Genomic DNA, 11,844 nt, shown 5'->3' with positions numbered 1-11,844 from the left:
TTTTTGTAGCAGCTGCCACCAGGCTGCGTTCGGCCGCGAAGCGGTCGCCCATTCAGACAGCTCGATCGTGCTGACAGAATGAGGTAACCGGATTTGCGAGGGCTTCGCCCTCGAACGCAGGCTTCGCCAGCTGCTACAAGGGACCTCGTTGCCTGGCCAGGCACTGGCCTGAGCGGGCCTGGCACAGGGCAAACAGCCATTTACGCAACCGCTTCAATGTCAGTTCCATACCAATAACTCCGCAGGTGTCGGGTTATAGGCATTGCATGGGTTGTTCAACTGCGGGCAGTTGGAGATCAACACGATCACGTCCATCTCCGCCCGCAAATCCACGTACTTGCCCGGCGCCGAAATCCCGTCTTCGAACGTCAGTCCGCCATCCGCCGTGACCGGCACGTTCATGAAGAAATTGATGTTCGGTCCGATGTCGCCCTTGCCCAGTCGCCCGTCGTGGACGCAGGCCCGCAGGTAGTTGTCGCGGCAGCTGTGCATGTAGCGTTTCTCCAGCGCATAACGCACGGTGTTGCTCTCCTGGGCGCAGGCGCCGCCGAGGGTGTCGTGGCGCCCGCAGGTGTCGGCGACGATGGTCAGCATCGGTTGGCCGAGGTTGGAATAGAGCACGCTGCCGGTGCTCAGGTAGACGCTGTTCTGCCGGCGCAAGGTGCGTTGCACGTCGTAGCGTTCCTTCGGGTTGGCGACGCTGTAGAACAAGGTATCGACCGCCTGGTTGCCTTCGAGGTCGAGGATGCGCAGGGTCTGGCCGGCCTTGACCTCCATCAGCCAGGGTTCGCCGGCGGGGATGGTGGCGCGATAGATCGCGGTTTCTGGCTGCTTTTGAGTGGTGGCGATAGCGAGTGACATGGCAGCGATCCTCAGGCGAACAAACGGTCGGTGTTGATAAAGCCGCGCTCGTTTTCCGGGCGCGAAGTGCGGCAGTGTTCGGCGACGCTGGCGTCGGCGTTCATCCAGCTCAGCTTCAAGGGTTTTGGTGCGTAGTCCGGCGACGGATCCATCGGATGTTGCAGGGCGGTGAGTACCACTAACGTGTCCATCGGCGCGTACAACTCGATGTAGTCGCCGGCCTTGGAGTTGCCTTCGACGAAGTGGAAATGCCCGGCCTCATCGACATTCACCCGGCTGAATAAATTGAGCGTCATCAGCAAATCCGACAGGCCCAGCCCCCACTTGCCCAGTTCCACCAACAGGTTGTCGGTGCCATTGCGGAAGAAGCCGTTGCGCAGTTCCTGATAGCGCCCGGCGCCGTATTTTTCCGCGACTTCTTCAGCGCACAGCACGCCGCCGAGGCTGTCGCTCCAGCCGCAGGTGTCGGCAGTGATCGCCGCCAGCACCCGGCCCATGTCCGAGTACAAACAATGGCCGGCGGTGAGCTTGGCGGTGTGTTGGCATTTGAGGCTGTCGGGCAGGTTCAGGCGTTCGGTTTTTTCGTTGGCGTTGAGCAGCGTCAGGCTGACGTTGGCACCGCCGCGCAGGTCGGTCAGGCGCAGCAGTTGCCCGCGTTTCAATACGAAGGAACGATGGCCGCCGCCGGGGAGCATTTCTTCGGCGAAGGGCGGGAACAGTTGGGTCGAATCAGTCATGTGCAAATCCTCTTAAGCGGTGCGAAGCGTGCCTGCCCATTCAATCGGCAAGGCATCGACGGCGGCGCGTTGGGCGCGGCGGTCGCTGTTCAAAGGGATGTCGTAGGTAATGCGCGCGCCATAGGCGCCGGGGGCGTGCGGGTCGATGCGAACCTTGTCGAACACCAGCAAACGGGTGCCGAGGCTGAACCCTTCCGACAGGTCATGGGTGACCATGAACACCGTCAGTTGCGTCTCGCGCCACAGCTCCAGCAGCAGAACGTGCATGTCTTTGCGGATGCCCGGATCGAGGGCGCCGAACGGTTCGTCGAGCAGCAATACGCGGGGTTTCATGATCAACGCCTGGGCGATGGCCAACCGTTGTTGCATGCCACCGGAGAGCTGCGCCGGGTACTTGTCCCGCGAGTGACCGAGGCCGACTTTGTGCAGCAACACCGAGGCCTGCTCGCGGGCATCCTTTTTCGCGCTGCCGAACAGACGCCCGAGCAGCGGCGAGCGCGGCAGTTCGAGGCCGAGGGCGACGTTGTCCAGCACCGTCAGATGCGGGAACACCGAGTAGCGCTGGAACACCACGCCACGGCTTGAATCCGGTTCGCCGGCCAATGCCTGGCCGTCGAGCTGGATCTCGCCGCGACTGGCTTTTTCCTGACCCAGCAGCAGGCGCAGGAAGGTCGATTTGCCGCAACCGGAAGCGCCGACCAAGGTGCAGAACTCACCTTCGTTGACGCTCAGGTTCAGCCCTTCCAGTACGACTTGATCGGCGTACTGCTGCCAGACGTTTTTCACGGTGATGAAGCTCATGCGCGGGCTCCTTCATACCAAGGGAAGGCCCGTTGGGTCAGGCGTTTCAGGCCCCAATCCATCAGCCATGCGAGCAGGGTGATCCAGACCACGTAGGGCAAGATCACGTCCATCGCCAGGTAGCGGCGCACCAGGAAAATCCGATAGCCGAGGCCGTCCGTGGAGGCGATGGCTTCAGCGGCGATCAAAAACAACCACGCCGAACCGAGCATCAGCCGCAGCGAGATCAGCAGGCGCGGCAGCAATTGCGGCAGCACCACACGCAGCATCAAGGTCCAGGTTGAAGCGCCCAACGTCTGGGCCTTGATCAGCAACTCGACGGGTATTTCCCGGGCGCGTTGTTCCAGATCACGGGCCAGCGCCGGGGTGATGCCGATCACGATCAGCATCACTTTCGACAATTCCCCCAGGCCGAATACGATGAACAGAATCGGCAGGATCGCCAGTGGCGGTACCATCGACAGCACCGTCAGCAGCGGCGACAACGGCGCGCCGAACAACGGCAACGTGCCGGCCGCCATGCCCAGGCACAAACCGGCCAACGCACTGATGCCGAGGCCGATGGCCAGCCGTCGCAGGCTGGATACGCTGTCTTGCCAAAGTACGTATTCGCCGGTGCGGCTGTCGGCGGTAAAGGCCAGGCGTTTCACCGCATCGGTCATTTGCACGGCGCTGGGCAGCAGCTTGTCGTTGGGGTTGTCCGTCAGCCGCTCGGCCGAGCCCATGAAGTAGGCGAACAGCACCAGGGCGAACGGCAGGATCACCAACAACAGGCGACTCGGGCGATCCGGGTGGCGATTGATCAGGCGCATGGCCAGGTCCTCCAGTCTTACAACTTGGCGTCGGCAGCCATCTGCACGTAGCTCGGGTCGAAGCGCAGCTTGAGGTTGCCTTTGTCGCCGCTGGTCACGCCATTGGCGAAGGCCATGCCGACGGCGCTGGTGTCCTTGGCGCCTTCACCGAGCAAGCCGTGCTGGAACGAGAACTCGGCGACCTTGCGCATGGTTTCCGGCAATTGCTTGCTGGTGGAAAACGCCAGCGCTTCCTGCGGAGTGGCAAATAGCTTGGTGGTGTCGAGTTGCGACTGGAAACCGGCCAGGTCAGTGCCCGAGGCTTTGGCCATGTGTTCGAGGGCGGCTTTGCTTGCGGCGTTTTTCGCGTTCATCAGCTCGACCACTTCGAACCAGGCGCCGGTCAGTGCTTTGCCGAGCGCCGGGTTGTCTTTGAGGGTGGCGCTGTTGACCACCATCATGTCCATGATTTCGCCGGGGATCTGGCTGGAGTTGAAGACCTCGGTCACACCGGGTTTGGCCTTGATGTCCGAGAGCATCGGGTTCCAGGTGGTGACGGCGTTGACCTGATCGGTGTTGAAAGCGGCCGAGATATCGGCGTCGGAGGTGTTGACCACTTTCAGATCTTTCTCGGTGAGATCGACCGAATCCAGGGCCCGAGCCAGCAAATAGTGCGAGACCGACAGCTCTACCAGATTGACGTCCATGCCCTTGAGATCGGTGACTTTCTTGCCTTCACCCTTGAGCACAATGCCGTCGTTACCGTTGGAGAAATCGCTGACGATCAGCGCGGTGCTGTCGACGCCACCGGCCGCCGGAATGGTCAGCGCGTCCATGTTGGTCATGGTGCAGCCGTCGAACTGGCCGGCGGTGTATTGATTGATCGATTCCACGTAATCGTTGAGCTGCACCACATCGATCTTGATGCCGTACTTCTTCGCCCATTTGTCGACGATGCCCTGGCTGCCGGCATATTCCCAAGGCATCCAGCCGGCGTAGATGGTCCAGCAGACGCTGAAATGGTCTTTCTGCGCGGCTTGGGACGAGACGCTGACGAGGGCGGCGAAAGCGGCGGCGAGCAGGGCGGGTAAATGAAGTCGGGTCATGGGATGGTTCTCCAGTTGATCAAGGGCGGGCAGGAGTCAACGCGGCACCGCGAACGGTGGCTTGTCTCCCGGGCTTTTGTCCCGCCGTGTAACCTCAACTGGAGGTCGCCAACTCTCGGACCAGCCACTCGCCTAAGCGAGCCGGAACCCTAGTCAGCCATTGCAAATTGTGGTGCCGCGAACCTGTGATGACTCCTGCACGCTTTTACTAAAGCGAGAGCCGTGCCAAGTCGGTGCGAAGCCTCTGGGCCGTGGGGTGAGGCCGATTGACTGACGGAGGAGGGCGCGTGATTGCCTTGTCATGGTGCATTGGCGCACCGCAATGGGCCGCTTATCCGAAGGTTTCAGCCTGCGCGCACGGGTTGCCGGTTTTACAGTCAAAACAGGTACGGGTCGGGCCTGTGCCGACTGCTGTCGCGGGTCTTTCAGGAGGCCGCCATGGTTTATCAAAAACTGCTTCGTCGACTACTGCTGGGCGCGGTGTTGGGCTTGGGGCTGTCCGGTTGCTATTACTACGCTGGCACCGCTGACATTTACGCAACGCCGTATTACTACCCCGGTTATTACTACTCGCCTTATTACTACGGCTATTCCTACCCCCGGTATTACGGGCGCTATCGCTACTACTATTACGGCAACCACGGGTATTACGGCGGTCGCGGGCCGGGTTATTACCACGGTGGCGGCCGTTACGGACGCCATTAATCACTACGGCGCTTCCTTTGAAGGAAGCGCCGTTTTTTATGGCGAAGATGAAAAACCTTTCATCGGGGACTTGTTTCAATGTGTTTCATGAACGCACCAGATTCTGAAATCGATGTCTGATCTTTCGACAGTCGCCAACAATTGACTGTCGCCTGCCAGCGTCGCTGGTGTGGCTACTCGCGGTCCAGGAGGCCGCCATGTATCGCCGAATTCTTCTGCTGGTCGTGTTGAGTTTTTCCCTTGGTGCATGTGTTCCCTATTCCTACGGAGATGGAGGCAGCTACTACAGTTCTGAGGTCTACTCGTCCCCCGCACCGGCTTATTACTCGGGCGGTGGCAGCTACTACTCGGCGCCACGCTATTACCAACCAGCACCGCGCTACTATCAGCCGGCTCCCCGTTATTACTCGGCGCCGCGTTATTACCAGGCGCAGCCGCGCTACTACCAGTCCCATAACCGTGGCTGGCAAGGCCATGACCGAGGCGGTTGGGATGGCCGCAATCGGGGCAACTGGAACAATGACCGCGGTGGTCATAGTCGAGGCGACCACCGAGGCGGGCGTGGCGATCATGACGGTCGCGGTGGTCGGGGCAACCACCGCTGATTTTTCACAACAGCCAGCTACAAAAAAGCGGCGCATCAAGCGCCGCTTTTTTTGTGCCCGGATTTCAGTAATCCGACAAATCCGCCAGCGGATGCCGACCTTCCCAGACCTTATGAAAATGCGCTTCCACCACCGCATCCGGCACATTATTGATGTCCGGCCAGTGCCAGTGCGGCTTCTGGTCCTTGTCGATCAACCGCGCCCGTACCCCTTCGCTGAATTCCGGGTGACGGCAGCAGTTGAGGCTCAGGGTGTATTCCATCTGAAAGACTTCTGCCAGCGACAGATGCCGGGCCCGGATGATTTGCTCCCAGACCAGATGAGCGGTCACGGGAGAGCCCTCAGTCATGGTTTTCGCGGCACGGCTGAGCAGCGGATCGGTGGAATCGCGCAGATGGCTGATGGCCTTCCAGGCGCAGCGCACATCGCTGACATCCAGCAGTTCGTCGATCTGCTGACGGCGCGGCAGCCATTGTGCCTCGGGCATCTGTGCGACAGCTTCCTGCTGCAACGCCTTGAGCAGGCTGTTGAGCTGCATCGAGGTTTGTTCCTGCCAGTTCAATTGCAACAAGCCCTCGACCAGTTCTTCCTGTTGTTCGTCGAGCAGGAAGCGGTCCGCTAGATCCAGATCAATCGCATCACGGGCATTCATGTGCGCGCCGGTCAAGCCGAGAAACAACCCGAGCTTGCCGGGCATCCGCGACAGGAACCAACTGGCGCCGACATCGGGGTACAAGCCGATGCTTATTTCCGGCATCGCCAATCGACTGCTCGGCGTGACAATGCGGATACTTGCGCCTTGCAGCAAACCCATGCCGCCACCGAGTACGTAGCCGTGGCCCCAGCAGATCAGCGGTTTGGGATAAGTGTGCAGCTTGAAGTCCAGGCGATATTCCGCGGCGAAGAATTGCGCGGCCAGGGGCGGCACTTCGCCGGGATGGTTGCGACAAGCTTCGACCAGGCTGCGCACTTCGCCGCCGGCGCAGAAGGCCTTGGCGCCGTTACCGCGCAGCAATACGCAGACGATTTGCGGATCCTTGGCCCAGGCGTCCAGTTGATCGCGCAGGGCATTGATCATCGGCAAGGAGAGGGCGTTCAGTGACTTTTCGGCATCCAGGCTGGCGATGCCGATGCGCGCGCCATCGGTGCCGGTGAGTTCTTCGAAGTGCAGATTCATCGTGACCTCGATCGGGAATTTGAGCGTTCAGTATGATCGCATTGCAGGAAAGTGCCGGATCTGCGTCAGATCAATTGACAAGCCTGCCCAGCTTTCCTAGGGTTCGCCCCATTGTTTTTGCCGGGTATGACCATGACTGCTGACGACCGTATCAAACTCGAACCGAGCTGGAAGGAGGCACTGCGTGCTGAGTTCGACCAGCCCTACATGACAGAGTTGCGCTCATTCCTGCAACAGGAGCGCGCGGCGGGCAAGGAGATCTATCCGCCAGGCCCGATGATCTTCAACGCGCTCAACTCGACGCCGCTGGACAAGGTCAAAGTCGTCATCCTCGGCCAGGACCCGTATCACGGCCCGGGTCAGGCCCACGGCCTGTGCTTCTCGGTGCAACCGGGCGTGCCGGCGCCGCCGTCGCTGGTGAACATCTATAAAGAGTTGAAGCGTGACCTGAACATCGACATCCCGAGCCACGGCTGCCTGCAAAGCTGGGCCGACCAGGGCGTGCTGATGATCAACACCACCATGACCGTCGAGCGCGCCAATGCCAATGCGCACAAGGACAAGGGCTGGCAGTATTTCACCGATCGGATCATTGAAGTGGTCAGCGCACATCAGCCGCACCTGGTGTTCATGCTGTGGGGCGCCCATGCGCAGAGCAAGCAGAAGCTGATCGACGCCACCAAGCACCTGGTGCTGACCTCGGTGCATCCGTCGCCGTTGTCCGCTTATCGTGGCTTTCTCGGGTGTGGGCACTTCAGCCGGACCAACAAGTTTCTGGAACAGAATGGCGAGACGCCGATTGAGTGGCGGTTGCCGCCACTCGCGTAATGATCGTTCCCACGCTCTGCGTGGGAATGCCTCAATGGACGCTCCGCGTCCGCTTTGGGACGCGGAGCGTCCCGGGCTGCATTCCCACGCAGAGCGTGGGAACGATCAGGGTAGGGGGGAATCCGGCACTCGATTCCAATACTTGAACAACGGTTCCGCCAAAAACAACACGAACAACAAGCGCATCACCTGCATCGCCGTTACCAGCGGCACCGACAATTGCAGGGTCTCCGCCGTCAAGCTCATCTCGGCAATTCCGCCGGGCATCATGCCCAGCGTCAGTGAACGCAAATCCAGATGGGTTAACGCGCTCAACCCCAAGGCCGCCGCCGTGGCGATCAACATGGTCAGCACCGTGCCGATCAGCGTCCGCCCCATAAAGGACGGCGCCCGCCGGAAAAACTGCCGATTGAAGTGACACCCCAATCCGCTGCCGATCAGCCACTGCCCGATCTGGCTGCCACCGTTGGGCAAACCGATGTGCAGATCCCAGCCAATACTCACCGCAGCACTGACCAGCAACGGCCCGAACAGCCATGGATTGGGTTGACGCAACCGCTGCCAGCCCCAGGCGAGCAAGGCGCCCGCCGGAAACAGAATTGCCAGCCAGCGCCAATCGACAACGGTGGCATGACCGATCGGCGTACCGTCCCCCAGCAAATACTTGAACGCCGCCGGCACACACAGCACCACCACCAACACCCGCAAACTCTGCCCCGCCGCGACGCGGCTGAGTACCGCGCCATTGCGCGCGCCAAGGTTGACCATCTCCCCTGAACCACCCGGCATGCTGGAAAAGAATGCCGTCGCGCGATCCTCCCCGGTACGCCGCATCAACCAGACCCCGACCACACTGGACAGGCTGGTGACCAATGCGCCGAAGAAGATCAAACCGAAGTGGCTCAACACCTGCTCCATCACCACCGGGGTGAAGTGCAGGCCGATACCGATGCCGACGATCCACTGGCCGCACTTGCGCCCGCCAGGGATTTCCGCCAATTGCCACGGCGTGAGGCAGCGCACCAGGATGATCGCCAGCAACGAGCCGACCATCCACGGCAACGGCCAGCCGACCTGGCTGGCGAGGTATCCGCCCAGCAGGCCGACCAGCGGCGTTCCCCACCACGCTTTGAAAGGTGTTCGATCAGACATCGGCGATAGCGCGACGAGCAACCGAACGTTTACGCCAGATCCGCAGGATCGGCATCAGCAGCATGATTGCCGTCAGCACCCAGACACCAAAGGTGATCGGGCTCGACCAGAGGATTTCCAACGCACCGTTGGAAATCGACAGGGCGCGACGCAGGTTCTGCTCCATCAAGCCGCCAAGGATGAAGCCCAGCAACACCGGCGACAATGGGAAATCCAGTTTGCGCAGGATGTAACCGAAGATACCGATGCCAACCATCAGGAACAGGTCGAAGGTGGTCGCGTGCACCGCGTAGACGCCGATCCCGGTAATGATCGCAATCACCGGCACCAGCGCCCAGTTCGGCACGGCGAGGATGCGGGTGAAGATGCGGATCATCGGGATGTTGAGGATCACCAACATGATGTTGGCGACGAATAACGAAGCGATCAGGCCCCAGACGATATCCGGTTGCTGTTGGAACAACAGCGGGCCGGGGGTGATGTTGTACAGCGACAGCGCGCCGATCATCACCGCCGTGGTGCCCGAACCCGGAACGCCGAGGGTCAGCATCGGTACCAGTGCGCCACAGGCCGAAGCGCCGATGGCGGTTTCCGGTGCGGCGAGGCCGCGCATGTCGCCCTGGCCGAACGTGCCCTTGGCCCCGGCGATGCGCTTCTCGGTCATGTAAGCCACGGCGCTGGCCAGCGTCGCGCCGGCACCCGGCAACACGCCCATGATGAAACCGAGCAGGCCGCAACGGATGTTCACCACGAACACCGACGACGCTTCCTTGAAGTTGAACATCATCCGCCCGGTGGCTTTCACCGCTTCCTGGCCGCGATGGGTTTTTTCCAGCAGCAGGAGAATTTCGCTGATGGAAAACAGGCCCAGCACCAACACGACGAACTGAATGCCGTCGGTCAAATGGATGTTGTCCCCGGTGAAACGGTACACGCCGCTGTTGGCATCAATGCCGACGCTGGACAGAAACAGGCCGATCAGCGCCGCAATAAAGGTCTTCAGCGGACGATCACCGGCCATGCCGCCAAGGCAGACAATCGCAAACACCATCAACACGAAGTATTCCGCCGGGCCGAAGGCAATCGCCCATTTCGCCAGCAGCGGGGCGAACAGCACCATGCCGCAGGTAGCGATAAACGCGCCGATGAACGAACTCCACGCCGACAGCGACAATGCCACACCGGCCAGGCCTTTGCGGGCCATCGGGTAACCGTCGAGGGTGGTCATCACAGTGGAAGCTTCGCCGGGAATGTTCAGCAGGATCGAGCTGATCCGGCCGCCGTATTCGCAACCCAGGTACACCGCCGCCAACAAGATCAGCGCCGATTCCGGCGGCAAGCCCAGGGCGAACGCAATCGGGATCAGCAGCGCCACGCCGTTGATCGGGCCCAGGCCTGGCAACAGCCCGACCACGGTGCCGATCAAGGTGCCGCAGAGCGCGGTCACCAGGTTGTACGGGCTCAGCGCGACGCCGAAACCCTGGCCCAAATAGCCAAAAGTATCCATATCAGTTCTCCAGAACGTCGAGCAGGCCCAGGGGCAGTGGCACGTCCATCAACTTGTCGAACAGCAGGTAGAGGCCGACGCTCATCAGCGTGGTGACGACAATGCTGGGCAGCCAGCGCCCGCCGTACAGGCGCGCCATCGGGATGCCGATCAGGATGCTGCTGAGAATGAAGCCCAGCGGTTCGAACAGCCCGGCGAAGATCAGCAGCAAAACGATGCAGATGCCGATCTTGTTCAGGGTTTCGCGGTCGAGTTTCGGGTCGTCTTCGCTGTGCACGATGGGCGTCGGGCGAAACAGCATGTACAGCAAACCGAGGCCCATCAGGCCTAGCATCAACAGCGGAAAGGCCCGAGGTCCTACGGGTTCATAGGAAAAAGCCGCTTGATACGGCCATGCCATCAGCGCCAGACCGACGCAGAGCGCCAGCAGCACCGAAGCAAAAATGCGTTGTAAGAGCATGGGAAACTCCTGTGCCGCGGCCCGCAGGAGTGGGGGCCGCAGCCGCTAGACAGAGACGATCACTGGATCAGGCCGAACTCTTTGGCCAGCACTTTGTAGTCCGCGACTTGCTTCTTCACGTAGGTGTCCAGTTCCTGGCCGGTCATGGCGAACGGGAACAGTTCACGTTGATCGCGCAGCTTGGCGAAATCCTCGGAAGCCAGCAGTTTGTCGAAGGCGTCTTTCCACCAGGCGTAGTCTTCGTCGCTGACCTTCGGCCCGAGGTAGAAACCGCGAACCACTGGCCAGACGATGTCGTAGCCTTGCTCCTTGGCCGTCGGGATGTCCTTCATTTCCGGCTCGTCCAGGCGTTTGTCGGAGAACACCGCCAATAGGCGCATGTCACCGCTCTGGATATGCGGCATGGAGTCGGAGATGTCGGTGCTGCCGACCTGGATGTGGCCGCCGAGCAGGGCGGTAGCGATTTCACCGCCGCCTTCGAGGGCGACGTAACGCAGATCACGCGGGTTGATCCCGGCGGCCTTGGCGATCAGCGCGGTCTGCATCCAGTCCTGGCTGCCGACGGTCCCTCCGGAACCGATTACCACTTTGCTTGGATCTTTCTTCAGCGCCTGAACGAGATCGTCGAGGGTCTTGTAGGGCGAATCGTTTTTCACCGCGATGGCGCCGTAGCTGGTGCCGACCGCCGCCAGCCAACGCACGTTGGTTTCATCGAAACGGCCGAACTTGCCCTGGGCCAGGTTCAGCAACGAGCCGCTGGACCACGCCACCAGCGTGCCGGCATCGGCCGGGCGCTGGGCGACCACCGCGTTGTAGGCCACCGCGCCGACACCGCCGGGCATGTAGGTGACGCGCATCGGTTTGGTCAGCAGTTTTTCGTTCACCAGCGCGCTTTGCGCCAGTTTGCAGGTCAGGTCGAAACCGCCGCCGGGGGAGGCCGGGGCGATGCATTCCGGGCGCTTGGGCTCGGCCATCAATTGGCCGGCGAACAGCAGGGCGCTGGCGGTGAGAGCAAACTTACGCAGTGACAATTTCATTGGGTTCTCCACGGATTTCTTATTGTATGGATATGTGTAGGAGTTGCCGAAGGCTGCGATCTTTAAAGCCTTCGGCG

13 protein-coding genes and 1 riboswitch are annotated in these 11,844 nt (G+C 61.1%); of the genes, 3 read left to right on the top strand and 10 right to left on the bottom strand.

Translation table 11 applies throughout. The features are described 5' to 3' along the window. Positions 1 to 219: 219 nt before the first annotated feature. From HKK52_RS13360 to HKK52_RS13340, 5 genes are read right to left on the bottom strand one after another with little or no spacing between them, the layout of a single operon-like run. Positions 220 to 861, bottom strand: coding sequence for an urea amidolyase associated protein UAAP2 (locus HKK52_RS13360; RefSeq protein ID WP_169371205.1), 642 nt, complete (start codon positions 859 to 861; stop codon positions 220 to 222). Positions 862 to 872: 11 nt separating this feature from the next. Further along, on the bottom strand, positions 873 to 1,598 hold the full coding sequence (locus HKK52_RS13355; RefSeq protein WP_169371204.1) for an urea amidolyase associated protein UAAP1: 726 nt from the start codon (positions 1,596 to 1,598) through the stop codon (positions 873 to 875). 12 nt (positions 1,599 to 1,610) lie between these two features. Next, positions 1,611 to 2,399 (bottom strand): ABC transporter ATP-binding protein, encoded by a 789-nt coding sequence (locus HKK52_RS13350; protein ID WP_169371203.1) that lies wholly within the window; start codon positions 2,397 to 2,399, stop codon positions 1,611 to 1,613. Beyond that, positions 2,396 to 3,211: an ABC transporter permease gene (locus HKK52_RS13345; protein ID WP_169371202.1), complete on the bottom strand. Its 816-nt coding sequence runs from the start codon at positions 3,209 to 3,211 to the stop codon at positions 2,396 to 2,398. Before HKK52_RS13345 ends, HKK52_RS13350 begins: the two co-directional genes overlap by 4 nt. A 17-nt stretch (positions 3,212 to 3,228) precedes the next feature. Next, positions 3,229 to 4,296 (bottom strand): putative urea ABC transporter substrate-binding protein, encoded by a 1,068-nt coding sequence (locus HKK52_RS13340; RefSeq protein ID WP_169371201.1) that lies wholly within the window; start codon positions 4,294 to 4,296, stop codon positions 3,229 to 3,231. A 63-nt stretch (positions 4,297 to 4,359) separates the two neighbouring features. Further along, positions 4,360 to 4,460: riboswitch (guanidine-I (ykkC/yxkD leader) on the bottom strand. Positions 4,461 to 4,734: 274 nt separating this feature from the next. Here HKK52_RS13340 and HKK52_RS13335 point away from each other — a divergent pair. Together HKK52_RS13335 and HKK52_RS13330 are read left to right on the top strand one after the other, a co-directional pair. Further along, entirely contained in the window at positions 4,735 to 5,001 is a 267-nt protein-coding gene (locus tag HKK52_RS13335) for a hypothetical protein (protein ID WP_169371200.1), read from the top strand. A 197-nt stretch (positions 5,002 to 5,198) separates the two neighbouring features. Continuing rightward, positions 5,199 to 5,606: a hypothetical protein gene (locus HKK52_RS13330; RefSeq protein WP_169371199.1), complete on the top strand. Its 408-nt coding sequence runs from the start codon at positions 5,199 to 5,201 to the stop codon at positions 5,604 to 5,606. Between the two features lie 64 nt (positions 5,607 to 5,670). Here HKK52_RS13330 and HKK52_RS13325 read toward each other — a convergent pair whose 3' ends face one another. Further along, entirely contained in the window at positions 5,671 to 6,783 is a 1,113-nt protein-coding gene (locus HKK52_RS13325) for an enoyl-CoA hydratase/isomerase family protein (protein WP_169371198.1), read from the bottom strand. A gap of 132 nt (positions 6,784 to 6,915) precedes the next feature. On the opposite strand from HKK52_RS13325, the gene ung reads away from it, so the two are divergent. After that, positions 6,916 to 7,611, top strand: a complete 696-nt coding sequence (gene ung, locus HKK52_RS13320; protein WP_169371197.1) for a uracil-DNA glycosylase — start codon at positions 6,916 to 6,918, stop codon at positions 7,609 to 7,611. Between the two features lie 105 nt (positions 7,612 to 7,716). On the opposite strand, the gene HKK52_RS13315 is transcribed toward ung, so the two are convergent. From HKK52_RS13315 to HKK52_RS13300, 4 genes are read right to left on the bottom strand one after another with little or no spacing between them, the layout of a single operon-like run. After that, a complete protein-coding gene (locus HKK52_RS13315) occupies positions 7,717 to 8,763 on the bottom strand; it encodes an AbrB family transcriptional regulator (RefSeq protein ID WP_169371196.1) in 1,047 nt (348 codons plus the stop codon). Beyond that, positions 8,756 to 10,270, bottom strand: a complete 1,515-nt coding sequence (locus HKK52_RS13310) for a tripartite tricarboxylate transporter permease (RefSeq protein WP_169371195.1) — start codon at positions 10,268 to 10,270, stop codon at positions 8,756 to 8,758. Before HKK52_RS13310 ends, HKK52_RS13315 begins: the two co-directional genes overlap by 8 nt. Before the next feature lies 1 nt (position 10,271). Continuing rightward, complete coding sequence (locus tag HKK52_RS13305; protein WP_169371194.1) at positions 10,272 to 10,730, bottom strand: tripartite tricarboxylate transporter TctB family protein; 459 nt, start codon at positions 10,728 to 10,730, stop codon at positions 10,272 to 10,274. 59 nt (positions 10,731 to 10,789) lie between these two features. Further along, positions 10,790 to 11,767 (bottom strand): Bug family tripartite tricarboxylate transporter substrate binding protein, encoded by a 978-nt coding sequence (locus tag HKK52_RS13300; RefSeq protein ID WP_169371193.1) that lies wholly within the window; start codon positions 11,765 to 11,767, stop codon positions 10,790 to 10,792. Between the last annotated feature and the right edge of the window lie 77 nt (positions 11,768 to 11,844).

The organism is Pseudomonas sp. ADAK2 (assembly GCF_012935755.1).
Taxonomy (GTDB): Bacteria; Pseudomonadota; Gammaproteobacteria; order Pseudomonadales; family Pseudomonadaceae; genus Aquipseudomonas.
The sequence above is the reverse complement of the archived record's forward strand: the minus strand, read 5'-3'. Positions and strand labels throughout refer to the sequence as shown.

Bases quoted from the DNA above. Each gene is read 5' to 3' on its own strand.
- HKK52_RS13360 (WP_169371205.1), bottom strand. From the start codon at position 861: ATGTCACTCGCTATCGCCACCACTCAAAAGCAGCCAGAAACCGCGATC.
- HKK52_RS13355 (WP_169371204.1), bottom strand. From the start codon at position 1,598: ATGACTGATTCGACCCAACTGTTCCCGCCCTTCGCCGAAGAAATGCTC.
- HKK52_RS13350 (WP_169371203.1), bottom strand. From the start codon at position 2,399: ATGAGCTTCATCACCGTGAAAAACGTCTGGCAGCAGTACGCCGATCAA.
- HKK52_RS13345 (WP_169371202.1), bottom strand. From the start codon at position 3,211: ATGCGCCTGATCAATCGCCACCCGGATCGCCCGAGTCGCCTGTTGTTG.
- HKK52_RS13340 (WP_169371201.1), bottom strand. From the start codon at position 4,296: ATGACCCGACTTCATTTACCCGCCCTGCTCGCCGCCGCTTTCGCCGCC.
- HKK52_RS13335 (WP_169371200.1), top strand. From the start codon at position 4,735: ATGGTTTATCAAAAACTGCTTCGTCGACTACTGCTGGGCGCGGTGTTG.
- HKK52_RS13330 (WP_169371199.1), top strand. From the start codon at position 5,199: ATGTATCGCCGAATTCTTCTGCTGGTCGTGTTGAGTTTTTCCCTTGGT.
- HKK52_RS13325 (WP_169371198.1), bottom strand. From the start codon at position 6,783: ATGAATCTGCACTTCGAAGAACTCACCGGCACCGATGGCGCGCGCATC.
- ung (WP_169371197.1), top strand. From the start codon at position 6,916: ATGACTGCTGACGACCGTATCAAACTCGAACCGAGCTGGAAGGAGGCA.
- HKK52_RS13315 (WP_169371196.1), bottom strand. From the start codon at position 8,763: ATGTCTGATCGAACACCTTTCAAAGCGTGGTGGGGAACGCCGCTGGTC.
- HKK52_RS13310 (WP_169371195.1), bottom strand. From the start codon at position 10,270: ATGGATACTTTTGGCTATTTGGGCCAGGGTTTCGGCGTCGCGCTGAGC.
- HKK52_RS13305 (WP_169371194.1), bottom strand. From the start codon at position 10,730: ATGCTCTTACAACGCATTTTTGCTTCGGTGCTGCTGGCGCTCTGCGTC.
- HKK52_RS13300 (WP_169371193.1), bottom strand. From the start codon at position 11,767: ATGAAATTGTCACTGCGTAAGTTTGCTCTCACCGCCAGCGCCCTGCTG.